Source organism: Mucilaginibacter sp. P19, from assembly GCF_050632265.1.
Lineage (GTDB): Bacteria > Bacteroidota > Bacteroidia > Sphingobacteriales > Sphingobacteriaceae > Mucilaginibacter > Mucilaginibacter gossypii.
This window is the reverse complement of the sequence record NZ_CP192586.1, coordinates 1-20,495: the sequence shown is the minus strand read 5'-3', so window position 1 is coordinate 20,495 and position 20,495 is coordinate 1. Positions and strand designations below refer to the sequence as shown.

Below are 20,495 nucleotides of genomic sequence, written 5' to 3'. Positions count from 1 at the left end.
GTTGCAGGTTCACGTTATTAGCAATTAAACTACAAAGGCTGCAATTTAATGTTTTAATTATTTACTCAAATACATTGATTTCTCTTTGTACAGATGCCTGAAGTATGGGTCCTGCAGGTTAGGGATAAAGCGGATAGCCTCACCTGTTGATTTCATTTCAGGGCCGAGCTCCTTGGTAACTTCAGGGAACTTATCAAACGAGAACACCGGTTCTTTAATGGCATACCCCCAAAGCTTGCGTTCGATGGTAAAGTCGCTCAGCTTATTGGCTTCAAGCATAACCTTTGTGGCTATGTTGATATATGGCACATCGTAAGCCTTGGCGATGAAAGGCACCGTACGCGAAGCACGCGGGTTGGCCTCAATCACATACACCTTATCATCCTTAACCGCGAACTGTATGTTAAGCAAACCGCGTACGTTAAGCGCTTTAGCTATCTTTTTGGTATATTCTTCTATCTGGTGAATTACATTATCCGACAGATCGAACGGAGGCAGTACAGCGTATGAGTCGCCTGAGTGGATACCGGCAGGCTCGATGTGCTCCATCATACCAATGATGTGTACATCCTCACCATCGCTGATCGAATCAGATTCGGCCTCGGCGGCACGGTCAAGGAAGTGGTCGATCAGTACACGGTTACCGGGCAGGTTGCGCAGCAGGCTTACTACCGCTTTTTCCAGGTCTTCATCATTGATCACAATGCTCATACCCTGGCCGCCTAATACGTAGCTTGGGCGTACAAGTACCGGGTAACCAACCTTGTGGGCAACTTCAAGTGCTTCTTCAGCGCTTTCAGCTACTCCATATTTTGGATATGGAATGTCAAGGTGTTTCAAAAGGTCAGAGAACCGGCCGCGATCTTCCGCGATGTCCATATCATTGAATGATGTGCCAATGATCCGGATGCCGTGCTCGTGCATTTTTTCGGCCATTTTAAGGGCTGTTTGGCCACCCAACTGAACAATTACACCATACGGCTTTTCAAGCTCGATGATCTCGCGTACATGCTCCCAGTAAACCGGCTCAAAGTACAGCTTATCGGCCATGTTAAAGTCGGTTGATACGGTTTCAGGGTTACAGTTAACCATGATGGCTTCAAAACCTGCTTCTTTAGCGGCGAGTAAGCCATGCACACAGCTGTAATCGAACTCGATACCCTGGCCTATACGGTTAGGGCCCGAGCCCAACACGATGATCTTTTTCTTGTCAGATGCTACCGATTCGTTTTCGCCTTCATAGCTTGAATAATAGTATGGAGTTTTAGCAGGGAACTCGGCGGCGCAGGTATCAACCATTTTGTAAACGCGGTGCATCCCTAAAGCCTTACGGCGCTGGTACACATCTTCCTCGGTTACGTTACCCAAAATGTGGGCGATTTGTACGTCTGAGAACCCTTTTTGTTTCAGGGTATACAGGAACTCTTCAGGAACATTGTTCAGTGAGTAGCGGCGAAGTTCTGTTTCAAGGTTAACCAGGTCCTGGATCTGGTTCAGGAACCAGCGGTCGATTTTGGTTGCTTTACGTACCGACTCGATAGGCACGCCAAGGCTCAACGCATCATAAATATGGAACAATCTGTCCCAGCTTGGGTGCTCCAGGCTGGCCATGATCTCTTCGAGGTTACGGCTCTGGCGACCGTCGGCACCTAAGCCGGCACGACCGATCTCCAAACTTTGACAGGCTTTTTGTAAAGCCTCGGTAAAGCTGCGGCCGATACCCATAACTTCACCTACCGATTTCATCTGCAGGCCAAGTTCTTTGTTAGCGCCTTTGAACTTATCAAAGTTCCAGCGAGGTATTTTAACGATCACGTAATCCAAAGTTGGCTCAAAGTAAGCCGAGGTTGTTTTGGTGATCTGGTTTTCAATTTCGTCGAGGTTATAACCTATAGCAAGCTTTGCAGCAATTTTAGCGATAGGGTAACCGGTAGCTTTTGAAGCAAGAGCCGATGAACGGGATACACGCGGGTTGATCTCAATAGCGATGATCGCTTCTGTCAGCAGGGTTTACCGAGAACTGAACGTTACAACCACCGGCAAAGTTACCAATGGCACGCATCATTTTGATAGCCTGGTTACGCATTTCCTGGTAGCAACGATCGCTGAGGGTCATGGCAGGGGCTACAGTGATCGAGTCGCCGGTGTGGATACCCATCGGATCAAAGTTCTCGATAGAGCAGATAATGATTACGTTATCGTTGCTATCGCGCAGCAACTCCAATTCGTATTCTTTCCAGCCTAACACAGCCTGCTCAACCAATACCTCATGGGTTGGTGAAGCCTGTAAGCCACGGTTAAGGGCGGCATCAAAATCTTCCTTTCTGTGAACAAAACCTGCACCTTTACCACCCAGTGTGTAGCTTGGGCGAATAACCAGCGGGAAGCCAATTTCCTGCGCGCCTTCTTTACCTTCAAGGAAAGAGTTGGCGATTTTTGATTTGGCAACCCCTACGCCGATATCAACCATCAGCTGGCGGAACGCCTCGCGGTTTTCGGTTTTTTCGATGGCAGCAATATCTACACCGATAACCTTAACGCCATACTTTTCCCATATGCCGCGTTCAGACGCTTCGATACAAAGATTCAACGCGGTTTGACCGCCCATGGTAGGCAGCACAGCGTCTATCTGCTGTTCGGTTAAAATTTTCTCAATGCTTTCGCAAGTGAGCGGCAGAAGATAAACATGGTCGCTGATAACTTTATCCGTCATGATAGTTGCCGGATTGCTGTTAATAATAGAAACGGAGATGCCTTCTTCTTTTAGCGAGAGAGCGGCTTGTGAACCGGAATAATCAAATTCGCAAGCCTGGCCGATAATGATTGGGCCGGAGCCAATGATCAGAACGGATTTGATGGAGGTGTCTTTGGGCATAGGGCTTTTTTTAAGTCAAAAGTTCTAAGTCAAAAGTCAAAGGCATTTAAGCCTTTAAACGGTTTTTCCTATGCGCTGAAAGCCAAGAAATCCCGACTTCAGCGTCGGGGTGCAAAGATAGAGTTTTAACAAACACCATTCATGTTTTTTTTCACATTTAATATTACAGCAATAACACCCGGCATTTTTTAAGTTTCGGGGCACATTTTCTTAAAACAATAGGCTCACTATTTCCGTAAAATCTCACTATATTTACTTGCAGACCGGCCTGTAATTTCCAATTGAACCTGTAATTGCGTGAAACCGCAAATACTTTTTATATTTAAGAACTATGATAAAGAAGCCTGTTTTTATATTGCTTGCGGCTATTTTATTTTTTGGCAGCTGCGCCATGCTGCAATCAGTTGTTAAATCAACATTTCCATATACTGCAACCATGGTTATTCCGGCGTCGGCCAAAGTTGATGAGGCGCAAACTGCAATAAGCACGGGTAACAGCTTTGACCAGGATTTTACTAAAGATGGCAATAATGCCAGCAGGATAAGCGAGGTACGCATCATATCAGCCAAACTGCAGTCGAGCGACCCATCAGATTATAACATTGGCAATATAGCGTCATTAAGGATATACATGGCTAAAAACGATGGCAGTGAAGAGGTGATGGTGGCTATACGTAAAGATATAAGCCCCAATGCCGGCAACAGCATAGTACTTGACATTGACAACTCTCACTTTTTAGACGAACTGGTGCGCCAGCCAAGCGTGCGCATCCGGATGGTTTACCGCCTGCGTAAAGCGACGGCAACTGATGCCAGCCTGAAAGTATCATTAGGAATTGGATCGTACCCGGCTAATTAAGCTTACCTGCCTATCGCAAAAGAAACCGGCACGCTGTATCTAACCCTAACCGGAACGCCAAATTGTGTTCCCGGAACCCATTTTGGCGAGTTATTGAGCACCCGCACAGCTTCATCATCAATAATGGGAGCAACAGATTTACTCACTTTAATATCTGTTAATGTTCCATCCTTTTCTACAACGAAAGAAAGTACCACAGTACCTTCAATACCCTTACGAAGGGCATCATCGGGATATTTGATATTATTTGATAAAAACCTGCCGAACCGCTCAAGTCCGCCTTTAAATTGCGGAGGCACCCCACGAGATTTCAGGTAAGTATTAACTTTTCCCTCTTTAGTTGTCGCTGTGCCTGATATCAACCCCCCGTTATCATAAATTTCGGTAAAAGTAGTTTTGAAGTCTTGAAAATCACCTTTCCACTGTCCATCGCGTTTACCGCCTTTTACAGGTCCTTCTTCTTCAACATAACCAAATTTGTTATCGTAACCTTTAAAGTAGCCATTACCTTCAGAAACCTGGTCGTTTCCCAACGAATCTTTATTGGCTATGATGAGGTAATTGCCAGACCTGTCGGCTGTACGGTCTTTATTATCTTCGGGATACGAAAACTGCGCGTATAACCTGCCATTGGGATAAAATTCCATATCCTCACCTGCCTTTACCCCGTTTTTATAGCTGATAACCGATTGCTTTTTGCCATTAGCATAGTAAGTAACACATTGCCCTTCAAATTGCGGCGGGTTAATCTTGCTCGATTTGCCAATAAGTTTTTGAGTTCCGTTAGCATAAAATTCAAAAACATTATACAGCGTTGAAGCCGAGTCTGGCTCACGCACCACACGGATATAGTCGGCGCTATCACGTATACCAACATACTTACCGTTATTTTTTATAAAGTAAACGTTTTGGCGCTGGGCATAGGCCCCGGTTGTAATAAGAAGAAAAAGGGTGATTGTAAAAAGCGGTTTCATAAATTGCGGCTTAGGCGCCGCTAATTTACTTAATCAATTTATTATCTGAATCGGGAAATATCAAAATTGGCTCATAATTCCGGGCTTCTTCAACCTCCATGTAGGCGTATGACATAATGATCACGATATCGCCAACCTGTGCCAGGCGGGCAGTAGCGCCGTTAAGGCATACAGTGCCTGTTCCGCGTTCGCCTTTGATAACATAGGTTTCAAAGCGGGCGCCGTTATTATTGTTCACTATCTGAACCTTTTCGTTGGGGATGATATTTGCAGCCTCAATCAGGTCTTCATCAATAGTGATACTGCCCACGTAATTCAACTCCGCCTGCGTTACCTTAACCCGGTGAATTTTGGACTTTAATATTTCAATTATCATGGCGCAAAGTTAGGAATAAATTTAGTCGATAGTCCATAGTCGATAGTCCATAGATTGTAAAAGATTTTCCATCGGCCGGATAACCAGTCTACTGAAGCGTCCCTGGACTATCGACTATGGGCTATCGACTAAGAAATCAACACATTATCAATCAATCTTGTTTTACCTACGCGTGCTGCAACAAGGGCAACAATAGTTTCGGATGCGGGGGTGGCATGATGCAGTGTTTTGCCATCGGCTATTTCAAAATACTCCAGCTCAACGCCGGGTTCGTTGCTGATCATTTGACCTGCCTGCTGCTGCAGGGTGTCAATTTTGTTAATATCGAAGTTTTCCTTAACCCAGTTAAGTGCTTTGGAGAGAATGAGCGAGTGTTCTCTGTCATACGGGGTTAGGTGGATGTTCCTTGAGCTCATGGCCAGGCCATCAGGTTCACGCTCAATCGGGCACATCACCAGCTTAACGGGCATCTTCAGCACCTCAACCATTTTATTAATCACCATAAACTGCTGATAATCCTTCTGCCCAAAAAAAGCGATATCGGGCTTTACAATATTGAACAGCTTATTTACTACCTGAGTAACCCCCTGATAATGCCCTGGTCTGAATTTTCCTTCCAGCAGGTATTCCAGATCGCCCATGTCAAAATGCCATTTTTCATTATCAGCATACATCTCGGTAACCTGCGGATTAAACAAAATATCGCAGTTAACTTCCTCAAGGCGGCGGATATCGTCAGTAATGGGGCGAGGGTATTTTTCAAGGTCCTTGGGGTCATTAAACTGGGTGGGGTTTACAAAAATGCTGCAAACAACCTGGGTGCTTTGCTGCTTTGCCAGTTCAATTAAACCCAGGTGCCCTTTATGCAATGCGCCCATGGTTGGTACAAAGCCAATTACTTTTACCGGCTTACGGTTAAAATAATCGGTTATCTCGTTTTTAGTGCTGAATATTTTCAACGTAATAGGTGTTACAAAATTTGGCAAAGGTGTACAATTGATTAAAAATAACCAAAAGTTACTTGCATAATTCGTTGGCAGTTTATATAATAATAGTTATATTTGCAAACTCAAATTTTTTGACTTCTTTACATTTTAAATACTGATTTAGTGATGGGTAAATCTAAGCTTTTGTTTATAACTCATGAAATGTCCCCTTTCCTTGAACTCACAAAAATTGCTGAAATAACACGCCAACTTCCGCAGGCCATGCAGGAGAAAGGTTACGAGATCCGTATCCTTATGCCGCGTTTCGGCAATATCAATGAGCGCAGGAACAGGCTTCATGAAGTGATCAGGTTGTCGGGTATGAATATTATTATCGACGATAATGATAACCCGCTGATCATCAAAGTAGCATCTATCCCGGCGGCGCGTATGCAGGTGTATTTTTTGGATAATGAAGAATATTTTCAGCGTAAGCATGTTTTTGCAGACAAGGAAGGTAAATTTTACGCCGACAATGACGAGCGTATGATCTTCTTTTGCAAAGGTGCATTAGAAACTGTTAAAAAATTAGGCTGGGCGCCGGATGTGATCCATTGCCATGGCTGGATGAGCGCGCTTGTGCCTGCTTATCTGAAAACAACCTACAAAGACGACCCTACATTTAAGCACTCAAAAATCATTTACTCTATTTATGAAAATGATTTTAAAGAGCAATTGCACAATGACTTTGCTACAAAAGCCATCATGAGCAATATGAATGAGCAGCATGTGGAGCCGTACAAAGGCGGCACCAATTCGGCGCTGTATGCCGGTGCAATCCACTACTCAGACGGTATTGTTTTGGGCAGCCCCGATATTGATGCAGATGTGTTAAATAATGTTAAAAACAGCAATAAATCGGTTTTAGAATTTGATTCTACCGCAGATTTCGAAAATTATTACAATTTTTACGACGAAATTACCAACGACGAATTGGTGGATGTTGCATAAGACTTAATATTATATATGAAATTTTTCCGATTAGACTTATTGACCCTGTTAATAAGTCTTTTTATTTTGAACAGTTGTAAACGCCAGGATGGTATTGGTTTGGGCGTCAATGATCAAAACGAGATCAATGGCAACCTGATAGTTGATACCAACATCGTTATTAACACTGTTGTTGATGATACCGCGGCTACCTCGGGTCAAACCCGGACACCGCTTGCCAACTTTACCGACCCGGTATTCGGCACAACAAAAAGTATTGTTGCTTTAGGTGTTAACCTGCCTAACGGCGCCGCTTACACTGTTCCTGCAGGCACCCTGACAATTGACTCGGCTGTACTTGTGCTTAGATATTCGGACGGTTTTTATGGCGATTCGCTGGCTTCACGCTATAAAATAAACGTGTACCAGCTTCAACAAAAGGTAGAAAGCAAAACCTACTATAGTAATAATCACTGGGATGCCGACCTGGGCACTTTGCTTGGTTCTAAGACCTTCACAGCCCGTACGCACGATAGTATCACCATAGCACGCATCCGTACTGACACATTAGATACCGTTCAGCGCGTAGCACCTCAGTTACGTGTGCCGCTTAGTAAAGCCTTTATCTATAATAACCTGTTTAATGCGAGTGGTGCTGTACTTGCATCACCAACAACTTTTCAAAGTACTGTAAAAGGCCTTTACCTTTCGTTAGACAAGGCACAGGCCAGTGATGCCGGCGGTATTATCCAGCTTAATCTGGCCTCATCGCAAATTGATGTATTTTATAAAGTTGTTACTGCTGCTACCAGTACTACAAGCAGTACTATTGATACAGCATCGGTAACCCTGCCGTTCTTTAACCGTGCTGCCGAAATTACGCATACCTACAGTACTACTATCCAGGCAGCACTGAATAATACAACAACATCGCAAAATACGGTTTACCTTCAGGGGCTTGCAGGTTTAAGGGCTAAGCTTAGTTTCCCGGGCCTTGACAAGCTTGTTGACTCATCGATAGTATTAAACCGTGCCGAAATTGTGATAACACCACGTGCCGGTTCAGGTGTACCTTATGCGCCTTTACCTAAGCTTACCATGTACAAGCTGGATATAGCCAAACAACGGGCACTAATACAGGATGCCTCGGCAAGTGACCCGCGTTCGCAAACAAGTTTATTTGGCGGCCGTTATGATCGTACCAAAAAAGAATACCACTTCCTGGTTACAGCTTTTGTACAGGATCTGATCCGTAAAAAAACTGTTGATTACGGCACTTATATTGCCCCGGTTGATACCACCCTTGTTAACACTACAACAGGTATTGACGTGGCGCCGTCAACACAAACGGCAGCCCGCACGGTAATAGTGGGGAGCGATAAGTCAACCCCGGGTTACAGCATCCGCATGAACATCATTTACACCAAAGTCCGCAAGTAAGATATCTCTCAATAAACAAAAGAATCCCCGCTTAGGGGATTTTTTTGTTTAAGACAAACACACTTCTTAAAATACTTTTTTAAGTATTTCAAAACTTCCTCATTTTCGAAAAAAATCAAAATAATTATTGCGGATATGTGTTATATAGCTGTTTATTTTGCGGCGTTTAACATTTATACTTGATTATTTTATGTGCGGAATTGTTGGTTATATAGGATTCAGGGATGCTTACCCTATCGTTATAAAAGGGCTTCACAGGCTCGAATACCGGGGCTATGACAGTGCCGGTGTTGCCCTGCTTGATCATGACCTTAAAGTTTATAAAAAGGCCGGCAAGGTTGAGGACCTTGAAAATTTTGTGAAGGGAATTGAAATGAAGGGGACAATAGGGATGGGCCATACCCGCTGGGCCACCCACGGCGAACCGAGCGACCGTAACTCGCACCCCCATTCGTCGGGCGACAGGAGGCTTACCATTATCCACAATGGTATTATTGAAAACTATGGCGTGATCAAGGAAACACTTACAGCTAAAGGCCACGTTTTTAAAAGCGATACAGATACCGAGGTTTTAATACACCTGATTGAGGATATCCAAAAGGCAACCGGCCTTGATTTGAAGGACGCCGTACGCGTTGCATTAAATAAGGTAATAGGCGCATATGCCATCGTTATCATGAGTGCCGATGAGCCCGATCTGCTTATTGCAGCCCGTAAAGGCAGCCCCATGGTAATTGGCGTAGGCAAAGGCGAATATTTCATAGCTTCGGACGCTACACCTATTGTAGAGTATACTAAAAATGTAATTTACCTGAATGATAACGAAATTGCCTATGTACACCGCGAAAGCCTGCTGGTAAAAAACATCGACAACTCGGTACAAACACCCTATATCCAGGAACTGGACTTAAAACTGGAAATGCTGGAGAAAGGCGGCTACGACCATTTCATGATGAAAGAGATCTATGAGCAGCCCCGTTCCATCCGTGATTGTCTGCGTGGCCGTATTTACCCCCAGCAGGGCAAAGTTCAGTTGGGCGGCATTAAGGAATACACCGAGAAACTTAAAAATGTTGACAGGATCATTATCGTAGCCTGTGGCACCTCCTGGCATGCCGGGTTGGTGGGCGAATACCTGATTGAGGAATACGCACGTGTGCCGGTAGAAGTTGAATATGCCTCCGAGTTCAGGTACCGCAACCCAATCATTACTGAAAAAGACCTGGTGATAGCTATTTCCCAATCGGGAGAGACAGCAGATACCATGGCCGCCATTGAACTGGCTAAGGAAAAAGGCGCTACCATTTTCGGCATTTGTAATGTGGTCGGTGCATCTATTCCGCGTTTAACGCATGCGGGCGTTTATACCCATGCCGGGCCCGAAATTGGTGTAGCATCTACCAAAGCCTTCACCGCCCAGGTAAGCGTGCTAACACTAATAGCTTTTTATATAGCCCAGCAGCGGGGTAAAATTACCCAAAGCAAAATGGTTGAATATTTAACCGGCTTAAACGAGATCCCTAACCTGGTACAGGAGGCCTTGAAATTAAACGAACATATCCGGCAAATTGCAGCCCGGTTTAAAGATTCGACCAATTGCCTGTTCCTGGGCAGGGGCAGCTCATTCCCTGTAGCCCTGGAAGGCGCTTTAAAGCTCAAGGAGATCTCCTACATCCATGCCGAAGGTTATCCCGCCGCCGAGATGAAACATGGCCCTATCGCCTTAATTGACGACGAGATGCCAGTGGTGTTCATTGCCACCAAACATTCATCATACGAAAAGGTGATCAGCAACATACAGGAAGTAAAAGCCCGCAAAGGCCACGTAATTGCTATTGTATCCGAAGGAGATACCGAAGTGAAAGGCATGGCCGATTATGTGATAGAGATCCCGCAAACCAATGAGGCGTTTGTGCCGCTGGTGGCAACCATTCCGCTGCAGTTGCTGGCTTATCACATAGCCGTGATGCGCGGCTGTAACGTTGATCAGCCCCGTAACCTGGCAAAATCAGTTACAGTTGAATAAAAACCAGTTATAAACCTAATTTTTTGCAAACCCCTACCAGTAACGGCAGGGGTTTTGTTATTTTTGGGAAGAAACAAATACCTGCAACCTATGAGTTTTGAAATTTTCGAACACGCCGAATCATGGATCTCCTTAATCACACTAACCTTACTGGAGATTGTTTTAGGCATCGATAACATTGTATTTATCTCAATCCTGTCCGATAAACTTCCCGCCAGTCAGCAAAGCAAAGGCCGGAGGGTTGGTCTTGGTATGGCCATGATCACCCGTGTGCTGCTGTTGTTATCCATCAGTTGGGTAATGACTTTAACAGCGCCCTTGTTTAACCTAAGCTCCATTTTCAGTATTACGGATGCCGAATGGGTTGAGAAACTGGCTATTTCCGGCCGCGATCTTATCCTCATCATCGGCGGTTTATTCTTGATTTACAAAAGCACCGCCGAAATCCATCATAAAATTGAAGGCGAAGAAGAGGCAGAAGGCAATGTAAAGAAACATTCGTTTTGGGGTACCATAATTCAGATCATGCTGTTGGATATCGTTTTCTCGCTCGACTCGGTGATCACCGCGGTAGGAATGGCCAGCCATGTGGAAATCATGATCTTAGCCGTTGTTATAGCCGTAGGTATTATGATGTGGGCATCAAACGGGGTAGCATCGTTTGTAAACAAGCACCCAACCGTAAAAATGCTGGCGCTATCATTCCTGCTGCTGATTGGCGTTTCGCTTTTGGCCGAAGCTTTTGAACAGCATATCCCAAAAGGTTATATCTATTTTGCCATGGCGTTCTCTGTTTTGGTAGAGATGCTGAATTTAAAAATGAAAGCGAATAAGGGAAAGAAAGGACAAAACAATAAGTAATTTCATTGCGAGCGTAGCGCGGCAATCGCATGCTATATAAAGCGGTTATGCTTCCGTGCGATTGCCGCGCTACGCTTATAATGACATAATGGGAGAAAATCCTAATGACTCAAATGACGCACTATAGCGCCACTACCACCGCTTTACCTGCATATTTAACAACCTTATCAGCCTTGGCAGTTAAAGCTACATCCGAGCCATGGGCGCCTTTAACCATCACAATGTTAAACGTACGGCTTTTCAGCTGGCCCGGAAAATGGCCTTTAGTATCAGATATGCTAAGTTTACGTGTTTTATCGTTCCAGCTTAATGTAAACGTAGCTGATTGTCCTTTTTCGTAATTGTAGTTATCGTTTTCATCCTCGTAAAACTTAAATGAAGCATCAGCGCCGGGATAGATGCGAAGCTCAATATTGCTGTTTGGTTTTTCGGTTGCGTATTCAACATCCGGGCCCATTGGTATAATTGAGCCCGCTTTTACATATAACGGCAAAATCTCGATAGGTGCCGCAGCGCTGATGGTTTGGCCACCGTCAAGCAGTTCGCCTGTCCAGAAGTTATACCATTTGCTGGCGGCAGGCAGGTAAACCTGGCGCGCCTTGGCTTTTTTATCTGCATCACTTGAAGTATATAGTTGTTCGGTTACCGGGTTAACCATAAAGGCCGGCCCGAACATATACTGGTCAGGAATACCGTAAACCTTGCTGTCGCCGCGGTAATCAAAAGCCAGCGAACGCATAATGGTATAGTTATCGTTAGTTACACGGCCTGCCAGTGAATAAATGTAGGGCATCAAACGATAACGGAGCTTGTCAAAATTAAGCAGGATCGACCTTGTATTTTCGTCCCAGTTTTTGCTGAAGATGGCTCGCTCACCTTTACCGTGGATTCGAAAAATAGGGCAAAACGTACCAAACTGAAACCAGCGGGTAAATAACTCCCGTTTATCCGGCTGCGACCAATCGGCAGGTTTCCAGTGGTAATGATAGCCGCCGATGTCTGACGTCCAGTAAGGGATGCCGGAGGTACAGGCGTTGATGCCCTGTGGCACCTGGTCTTTAAAATCATGAAAAGTACATTCAATATCGCTCGACCATAACGTAGAGGCGTTGCGCTGCTCACCGGCGAACGACTGCCTTACCAAAAAGAAAGCGCGCTTACCCGGGATATCCCTGCGCCAGCCTTCGTATACGCCTTTAGTATGCTGTAATGAATAAGTGTTAAAATAGTCGATGCCTTTACCAATGGCAAAATTACTTTGACGGCGGGCGTCAAGTAAAGCGCCATTATCCGGCTCACACTGGTCAATCCACCAGGCATCCCAGCCGTAACGTTTAATGAGGCTGTCGCGGGCCTGGTCCCAGTAAAGCTCACGGGCTTTAGGGTTGTGGGCATCATAATAAGTATCAAAAGTGTGGGTAACCACGTTATCCCAGGTGATATCGGTTAAACCTCCCATTTTGTTCAGCGCATCATAATTAGGGGTGCCTTTACCAAACACCGGCCAGATAGAGATCATAGCATGGATATTGGCTGCGTGTAAAGCATCAACCAATTTTTGCGGATGCGGGTAACGTTCCGGTTTCATTACATGTGAGCCTATCGGCAATGGGTCCCAGTAGTACCAATCCTGTACAATCACGTCAACCGGGATATGGTTATTGCGGTAATTATCCTTTACGGTAAGGATTTCGTCCTCGCTCAGGTACCTGTCTTGCGATTGAAACAAGCCATAAGCCCATTTACCAAACATCGGCGCTTTACCGGTAGCTGTGCGATAAAGATCGATGATATGGTCAAAGCCCGGCCCGTAAAAAAAGAAATAATCAACCTGCTTACCGCTTTCCGATACATATTTAAATTTAGTGTTATCCGCTTCGGCACCATAAAAATTACTGGCCGAATAGTTATCCCACATCAAGCCATAGCCCTTTGTTGACAACAGTACTGGGATAGCGCCGGTAAGATATTTGATAGCCAGGTCCTGGTTACGGCCTTTATAATTGATCGACATGGAATCTAAAGGATGGCAACCTAAACCGAACAGGGCCTCATCTTTAGGCGACGCAAATTGGGTAGTAACGTTATAAGTGCTGATCCCTGCGATGGTTGCTGGAGTAATGGATTTATTGTCGCTGTCTTCGGCAGTAATCACGTTACCCTTCAAATCAGTATAGGTGATGGCATTCGTAGCCTTATTGATCTTTACTTTCAGCTTTGCCGTAGTAATAACCACCTCGGTTTTCCCATCAGTAACCTGGTACGGTGAGTGCTGAACCCATTTATTATTCACAACCAATGACGGCTTGATCTCAAAAGCATCAAAGATGGTATATTTTACTTCGATGATATCGTCCCTGCGGATAAGCACTTTCATCAAACCTTTGTCGAGCGTGAAAGTAACCCCATCAGCTGCCTTTTTGAAAGATTTAATAACTGCTATAGCCGGCATGGCAGACATGCCAGCTAAAAGAAAAACAAACCACGCAATCGATTGCCTAACTTTTGCGCCTTTATGAAATACCTTTTTAAACATCATGACTATCACTGATTTGGTTTATACTGAGTGTGAGATTAACACTTAATTTGACACCGTGAATATAGCGTACTTTTTTTAATTGGAGTAATTTTTTTAATGTTGAATTATCAGCTAGCCACTATAAGCCCCGGATATTGGGTATATCTTAAAAGTGATACAATTTGCCACGCATTTTTAAGCCAAATGGTGACACTGTATGGTCAGTGTTCAAATGTTTAAAACAGGGTATTCTACTAATGGAATGAAGTTTTATAAATTACTGATTACCAATACCATTCTGCTCATGCCGGTTGTAAGGAGATTTTGGCAGGATTATAACCAGTTAGTTATCAGATACAATTATCCTGCAGGGTTTAACAAGTGTTCACACCTATAAAAATGGGCCGTGGGTTGTAACCGGGTCGATGCCTGCAATCGGCTATTGGGTGAATAGTAGCGTGGCGGGACAGAGGGCTTATCAAAGGCCAATAACGCAAAAAGCCTTAGTAATTAGCTAAGGCTTTTGCGATTATTGCACTATTGAAAGTGATAAAGGGTGGCACCGACCTACTCTCCCACGTTTTACCGCAGTACCATCGGCTCTGGCGGGCTTGACTTCTCTGTTCGGAATGGGAAGAGGTAGACACCGCCGATATAGGCACCTGAATTTCTTTTGTTGAGGTGAAAGCTGAAAGGTAAAAGGTCAAAGGTTTTCTTACCTTTTGCCTCTATCCTTTGGCCTTTCGCCTGAACAATGACATATTATTGAAAGAAGTGATTGAATGTAAGAGAAAACAACAGCATTGTTGTTTTTGTTGTCACCGGCTCACTTATTCCTCATTCTACGATATTGCTACCAATGAACTACTGAACAAATAAACCAGTGAACGTTTTTCTATCTGAAGAAAGCTTCGGGCAATTAGTATTACTCGGCTATGATGTCACCACCTTTATACCTGTAACCTATCAACGTAGTAGTCTCCTACGACCCTCAATGGAAGTCTCATCTTGTGGCTAGTTTCGCACTTAGATGCTTTCAGCGCTTATCTATTCCCAACGTAGCTACTCTGCAGTACACCTGGCGGCATAACAGATTCACCAGAGGTTAGTCCAACCCGGTCCTCTCGTACTAAGGTCAGCCCCACTCAAACTTCCTACGCCCACAACAGATAGGGACCGAACTGTCTCGCGACGTTCTGAACCCAGCTCGCGTGCCACTTTAATGAGCGAACAGCTCAACCCTTGGGACCTTCTCCAGCCCCAGGATGTGACGAGCCGACATCGAGGTGCCAAACCTCCCCGTCGATATGAGCTCTTGGGGGAGATCAGCCTGTTATCCCCAGCGTACCTTTTATCCTTTGAGCGATGGCCCTTCCATGCAGAACCACCGGATCACTATATCCGTCTTTCGACCCAGCTCGACTTGTCTGTCTCACTGTCAAGCAAGCTTATGCTATTGCACTCCGCGTACGGTTACCAAGCGTACTGAGCTTACCTTTGAAAGCCTCCGTTACCTTTTTGGAGGCGACCACCCCAGTCAAACTACCCGCCAAACAATGTTCTCCACTTTGTAGAGTTAGACACCAAATACAGAAAGGGTGGTATTTCAACGTTGACTAACCAACTCCTAGCGAAGCTGGATCACAGTCTCCCACCTATCCTACACATCCTGTATCCGATATCAATGTTAAGCTATAGTGAAGGTGCATGGGGTCTTTCCGTCCCGTTGCGGGTAACCGGCGTCTTCACCGATACCACAATTTCACCGAGCTCATGGCTGAGACAGCGCCCAGATCGTTACACCATTCGTGCAGGTCGGAACTTACCCGACAAGGAATTTCGCTACCTTAGGACCGTTATAGTTACGGCCGCCGTTTACTGGGGCTTCGATTCAATGCTTCGCCTTGCGACTAACATCCCCTCTTAACCTTCCAGCACCGGGCAGGTGTCAGGCCTTATACGTCATCTTGCGATTTTGCAAAGCCATGTGTTTTTGTTAAACAGTCGCCTGGGCCTTTTCACTGCGGCTGACATTGCTGCCAGCGCCCCTTCTCCCGAAGTTACAGGGCCATTTTGCCGAGTTCCTTAGCCATGATTCACTCGAGCACCTTAGGATTCTCTCCTCGACTACCTGTGTCGGTTTACGGTACGGGTTTTTATTACCTGAAGCTTAGCGGGTTTTCTTGGAAGTCTGATTACCTGAACTATCACCTTGTCCGAAGATTTGGTGTACTATCAGCTTTCAGCAAAGTCTGCGTACTTAACTACAAACTCTATACCTACAGCCTTTAACGAACTATTCCGTCAGTTCGCGTCAGTGTCACTACTCCGTCACCGCATCGCAGTAATAAAAAGTACTGGAATATTAACCAGTTGTCCATCGGCTACGCCTGTCGGCTTCACCTTAGGCCCCGACTAACCCTGATCCGATTAGCGTTGATCAGGAAACCTTAGTCTTTCGGTGGGCGGGTTTCTCTCCCGCCTTATCGTTACTTATGCCTACATTTGCTTTTCTATTCCCTCCACAGTCAGTTACCTTCCTGCTTCGCCGGATAATAGAATGCTCCCCTACCAGTCATATTAATATGAATCCATAGCTTCGGTATACTGCTTGATGCCCGTTTATTATCCATGCCCGATCGCTCGACTAGTGAGCTGTTACGCACTCTTTAAATGAATGGCTGCTTCCAAGCCAACATCCTAGCTGTCTGTGCAATCGGACCTCGTTAGTTCAACTTAGCAATAATTTAGGGACCTTAGCTGATGGTCTGGGTTCTTTCCCTCTCGGCCATGGACCTTAGCACCCATAGCCTCACTCCAGCGTATATTATAAAGCATTCGGAGTTTATCTGGATTTGGTAGGATTTGACTCCCCCGCACCCAATTAGTAGCTCTACCTCTTTATAACTCAACCGCCAGGCTGTTCCTAAAAACATTTCGGGGAGTACGAGCTATTTCCCAGTTTGATTAGCCTTTCACCCCTACCCACAAGTCATCCGGAAACTTTTCAACGTTTATCGGTTCGGTCCTCCAGTACCTGTTACGGCACCTTCAACCTGCCCATGGGTAGATCACAAGGTTTCGCGTCTACCTCCCCTGACTATACGCCCTTTTCAGACTCGCTTTCGCTTCGGATCCGTGTCTTAAACACTTAACCTTGCCAGGGAAGAGTAACTCGTAGGCTCATTATGCAAAAGGCACGCCGTCACCCGTTGCCAGGCTCCGACCGCTTGTAAGTACACGGTTTCAGGTTCTATTTCACTCCCCTGTTCGGGGTTCTTTTCACCTTTCCCTCACGGTACTGGTTCACTATCGGTCTCTCAGGAGTATTTAGCCTTACCGGATGGTGCCGGCAAATTCCCACAAGGCGTCTCCGACCTCGCGGTACTCAGGATACCACTATCCTATTATCTATTACCCGTACGCAGCTCTCATGCTCTATGGCCGGGTTTCCCACCCCGTTCCGGTTCTATTTAATATTCATGTTGTGGTCCTACAACCCCTGCTATGCCGTAACATAACAGGTTTGGGCTTCTTCCATTTCGCTCGCCACTACTCTGGAAATCACTATTGTTTTCTCTTCCTCTGCTTACTTAGATGTTTCAGTTCGGCAGGTTAGCGCATTTATGCAGTTATTCTTCAAATAACTAGGTTTCCCCATTCGGAAATCTGCGGATTAATTCATATTTGCTAATCCCCGCAGCTTATCGCAGCTTATCACGTCCTTCTTCGCCTCTGAGAGCCAAGGCATCCCCCGTGTACCCTTTCTTACTTTCTTCTACTCTTGCGCCTTTTGCGCCGCAAGGTATGTCTTTATTTTAGATCAGTCATTAAGTCATTATTTCATTGAGTCATTGCATTGCTGCTTTGTCTCTTTGTAGTATTGAACCTAACAACGTCTCTATCTGTTGTTTTCTCTTGTTTTCAATTACTTCTTCCAATATGTCAAAGAACGTTAGTTTTCATCTGTAGCGTAACCTATATTATAGTTACTGTAGAATACTTGGTGGAGAATAACGGATTCGAACCGTTGACCCCCTGCGTGCAAGGCAGGTGCTCTAGCCAGCTGAGCTAATCCCCCGTTAGATGAGGTGAAAACTGAAAGGTTAAAGCTGAAAGGTTTTCTTACCTTTTGCCTTTATCCTTTTCCCTTTCTTCCTTTTTTGTAGTCCCGAGCAGATTTGAACTGCTGACCCCTACATTATCAGTGTAGTGCTCTAACCAAGCTGAGCTACAGGACTATTTGTTTTTAGTTGCAGTTATCAGTTGCAGTTTGCAGGACTTTTCTGCCTACTGCTGCTGCCACTGCTTACTGCCACTTGTCCTGTACTTACTTGCGTTTGCACATTCCACAGATGGCTTCATCTTCTGGGTTTCCTTTTGTCTTTTTGTTTGTGTTTTAAGAAATATCATGTAGGTAACAGTTCCGAATTACTCAGAGATCCTGCTCCAGAAAGGAGGTATTCCAGCCACACCTTCCGGTACGGCTACCTTGTTACGACTTAGCCCCAGTTACCGACTTTACCCTAGGACGCTCCTTGCGGTTACGCACTTCAGGCACTTCCAGCTTCCATGGCTTGACGGGCGGTGTGTACAAGGCCCGGGAACGTATTCACCGCGTCATTGCTGATACGCGATTACTAGCGAATCCAACTTCACGGGGTCGAGTTGCAGACCCCGATCCGAACTGTGAATGGCTTTAAGAGATTGGCATCCTGTTGCCAGGTAGCTGCCCTCTGTACCATCCATTGTAGCACGTGTGTAGCCCCGGACGTAAGGGCCATGATGACTTGACGTCGTCCCCTCCTTCCTCTCTATTTGCATAGGCAGTCTGTTTAGAGTCCCCACCTTAAATGCTGGCAACTAAACATAGGGGTTGCGCTCGTTGCGGGACTTAACCCAACACCTCACGGCACGAGCTGACGACAGCCATGCAGCACCTAGTTTCGTGTTCCGAAGAACTGTGACGTCTCTGTCACATTCACTAACTTTCAAGCCCGGGTAAGGTTCCTCGCGTATCATCGAATTAAACCACATGCTCCTCCGCTTGTGCGGGCCCCCGTCAATTCCTTTGAGTTTCACCCTTGCGGGCGTACTCCCCAGGTGGAACACTTAACGCTTTCGCTTAGACGCTGACCGTATATCGCCAACATCGAGTGTTCATCGTTTAGGGCGTGGACTACCAGGGTATCTAATCCTGTTTGATCCCCACGCTTTCGTGCCTCAGCGTCAATCATACTTTAGTAAGCTGCCTTCGCAATTGGTGTTCTGTGACATATCTATGCATTTCACCGCTACTTGTCACATTCCGCCTACCTCAAGTACATTCAAGCTCTTCAGTATCAAGGGCACTGCGATAGTTGAGCTACCGTCTTTCACCCCTGACTTAAAAAGCCGCCTACGCACCCTTTAAACCCAATAAATCCGGATAACGCTTGGATCCTCCGTATTACCGCGGCTGCTGGCACGGAGTTAGCCGATCCTTATTCTCAAGGTACATTCAACTCGATACACGTATCGAGGTTTATTCCCCTGCAAAAGCAGTTTACAACCCGTAGGGCCGTCTTCCTGCACGCGGCATGGCTGGTTCAGACTTCCGTCCATTGACCAATATTCCTTACTGCTGCCTCCCGTAGGAGTCTGGTCCGTGTCTCAGTACCAGTGTGGGGGGTCATCCTCTCAGATCCCCTAAACATCGTCGCCTTGGTATGCCGTTACCACACCAACTAGCTAATGTTGCGCATGCCCATCTTGATCCTATAAATATTTGATTATAATACGATGCCATATCATAATGTTATGCGGTCTTAATCTCTCTTTCGAGAGGCTATCCCCCTGATCAAGGTAGGTTACATACGTGTTACGCACCCGTGCGCCACTCTCAAGGAAAGCAAGCTCTCCTATCCCGTCCGACTTGCATGTATTAGGCCTGCCGCTAGCGTTCATCCTGAGCCAGGATCAAACTCTCCATTGTAAAATGTTTTGTTTAACCACTGACCCTATTATTAATTAATAGAATCTGTATTATTATATCTTTATACAGCCTCTCTTCTTTTTGTAACTCTTCAATCTTCCTCAGCCTTAGCCTTGGTTAATCTCCCGTTACGCTACATGATTTCCATTTCTTAAAAGAACTTGCTCGCTTCATCATCCGAATCAGCTATTATGTCGTCGCAATTTTCATCGCTTAACTTGTCAGTTTGTTTCCCCGAAAATCGCTTTCGGCTCTTTTGTTTTACTCATTAACTATTGTTAACTTTCTTCCTTCTCTTATTGACTGAACTCGCTCAGCCTCAACTTCTTTCGCTCTTTCAAGCTCCCTTCCGTTTGGGTCTGCAAAGGTAGAAAACCTTTTCTTATTTCCAAAACTTTTTTATTTTTTATTTTTCAAAGTTTCAGACCCGCTTCGCTCTCTCCTTTTCCTCTTTTGCGGGCTGCAAAGGTGTGGATTTTTTTTCATTCCCACAAAAAGATTTTAATCTTTTTTTCCTTTACTTTTCTATCCTTTTAATGTACTAACCCGGCTAACTCACTTCCTCGTTTGCGGGCTGCAAAGGTAGCCACTTTTACGCCTTCTCCAAATTATTCTTTACTATTTTTCTTAATGTTTCCTTAACTAACTATACATCAACGAGAAAAAGTTTATACAA

General features: G+C 45.3%; 9 protein-coding genes, 2 tRNA genes, 3 rRNA genes and 1 pseudogene. 5 read left to right on the top strand and 10 right to left on the bottom strand.

Annotated features, from left to right (window positions below; genetic code table 11):
- Positions 1-57 precede the first annotated feature (57 nt).
- A pseudogene (gene carB, locus ACQ86K_RS00075) lies at positions 58-2,875 on the bottom strand (carbamoyl-phosphate synthase large subunit).
- Positions 2,876-3,206: 331 nt separating this feature from the next.
- Between carB and ACQ86K_RS00070 the strand changes: the two are divergent.
- Positions 3,207-3,734 (top strand): hypothetical protein, encoded by a 528-nt coding sequence (locus ACQ86K_RS00070; protein WP_091175720.1) that lies wholly within the window; start codon positions 3,207-3,209, stop codon positions 3,732-3,734.
- A gap of 2 nt (positions 3,735-3,736) precedes the next feature.
- Here the strand turns inward: ACQ86K_RS00070 and ACQ86K_RS00065 are convergent, their stop codons facing one another.
- From ACQ86K_RS00065 to panC, 3 genes are all read right to left on the bottom strand, one after another.
- Positions 3,737-4,708: an energy transducer TonB gene (locus tag ACQ86K_RS00065; protein ID WP_091175723.1), complete on the bottom strand. Its 972-nt coding sequence runs from the start codon at positions 4,706-4,708 to the stop codon at positions 3,737-3,739.
- Positions 4,709-4,733: 25 nt separating this feature from the next.
- A complete protein-coding gene (gene panD, locus ACQ86K_RS00060; RefSeq protein ID WP_090534618.1) occupies positions 4,734-5,084 on the bottom strand; it encodes an aspartate 1-decarboxylase in 351 nt (116 codons plus the stop codon).
- A gap of 128 nt (positions 5,085-5,212) precedes the next feature.
- Complete coding sequence (panC, locus tag ACQ86K_RS00055; protein WP_091175727.1) at positions 5,213-6,043, bottom strand: pantoate--beta-alanine ligase; 831 nt, start codon at positions 6,041-6,043, stop codon at positions 5,213-5,215.
- Positions 6,044-6,196: 153 nt separating this feature from the next.
- On the opposite strand from panC, the gene ACQ86K_RS00050 reads away from it, so the two are divergent.
- From ACQ86K_RS00050 to ACQ86K_RS00035, 4 genes are all read left to right on the top strand, one after another.
- On the top strand, positions 6,197-7,021 hold the full coding sequence (locus tag ACQ86K_RS00050; RefSeq protein ID WP_091175730.1) for a glycogen/starch synthase: 825 nt from the start codon (positions 6,197-6,199) through the stop codon (positions 7,019-7,021).
- Between the two features lie 66 nt (positions 7,022-7,087).
- Positions 7,088-8,440, top strand: coding sequence for a DUF4270 family protein (locus ACQ86K_RS00045; protein ID WP_208102400.1), 1,353 nt, complete (start codon positions 7,088-7,090; stop codon positions 8,438-8,440).
- A gap of 190 nt (positions 8,441-8,630) precedes the next feature.
- Entirely contained in the window at positions 8,631-10,466 is a 1,836-nt protein-coding gene (glmS, locus tag ACQ86K_RS00040; RefSeq protein WP_091175736.1) for a glutamine--fructose-6-phosphate transaminase (isomerizing), read from the top strand.
- Between the two features lie 90 nt (positions 10,467-10,556).
- Positions 10,557-11,327, top strand: a complete 771-nt coding sequence (locus ACQ86K_RS00035) for a TerC family protein (RefSeq protein ID WP_091175738.1) — start codon at positions 10,557-10,559, stop codon at positions 11,325-11,327.
- A gap of 121 nt (positions 11,328-11,448) precedes the next feature.
- Here the strand turns inward: ACQ86K_RS00035 and ACQ86K_RS00030 are convergent, their stop codons facing one another.
- From ACQ86K_RS00030 to ACQ86K_RS00005, 6 genes are all read right to left on the bottom strand, one after another.
- The gene (locus ACQ86K_RS00030; RefSeq protein ID WP_091175742.1) at positions 11,449-13,866 is read right to left on the bottom strand and encodes a TIM-barrel domain-containing protein; all 2,418 of its coding nucleotides are present in this window, start codon (positions 13,864-13,866) and stop codon (positions 11,449-11,451) included.
- A 533-nt stretch (positions 13,867-14,399) separates the two neighbouring features.
- Positions 14,400-14,511 (bottom strand): 5S ribosomal RNA (gene rrf / locus ACQ86K_RS00025).
- Positions 14,512-14,744: 233 nt separating this feature from the next.
- Positions 14,745-17,624: ribosomal RNA gene (locus ACQ86K_RS00020) — 23S ribosomal RNA — on the bottom strand.
- A gap of 225 nt (positions 17,625-17,849) precedes the next feature.
- A tRNA-Ala gene (locus tag ACQ86K_RS00015) sits at positions 17,850-17,926 on the bottom strand.
- A gap of 85 nt (positions 17,927-18,011) precedes the next feature.
- Positions 18,012-18,086, bottom strand: a tRNA-Ile gene (locus ACQ86K_RS00010).
- A 212-nt stretch (positions 18,087-18,298) separates the two neighbouring features.
- A 16S ribosomal RNA gene (locus ACQ86K_RS00005) occupies positions 18,299-19,819 on the bottom strand.
- Together the 16S, 23S and 5S rRNA genes with 2 tRNA genes alongside form the textbook arrangement of a ribosomal RNA operon.
- Positions 19,820-20,495 lie beyond the last annotated feature (676 nt).

Coding starts and splice junctions, on each gene's coding strand:
- ACQ86K_RS00065 (WP_091175723.1), bottom strand. CDS start 4,708: ATGAAACCGCTTTTTACAATCACCCTTTTTCTTCTTATTACAACCGGG.
- glmS (WP_091175736.1), top strand. CDS start 8,631: ATGTGCGGAATTGTTGGTTATATAGGATTCAGGGATGCTTACCCTATC.
- ACQ86K_RS00050 (WP_091175730.1), top strand. CDS start 6,197: ATGGGTAAATCTAAGCTTTTGTTTATAACTCATGAAATGTCCCCTTTC.
- ACQ86K_RS00070 (WP_091175720.1), top strand. CDS start 3,207: ATGATAAAGAAGCCTGTTTTTATATTGCTTGCGGCTATTTTATTTTTT.
- ACQ86K_RS00035 (WP_091175738.1), top strand. CDS start 10,557: ATGAGTTTTGAAATTTTCGAACACGCCGAATCATGGATCTCCTTAATC.
- panD (WP_090534618.1), bottom strand. CDS start 5,084: ATGATAATTGAAATATTAAAGTCCAAAATTCACCGGGTTAAGGTAACG.
- ACQ86K_RS00030 (WP_091175742.1), bottom strand. CDS start 13,866: ATGATGTTTAAAAAGGTATTTCATAAAGGCGCAAAAGTTAGGCAATCG.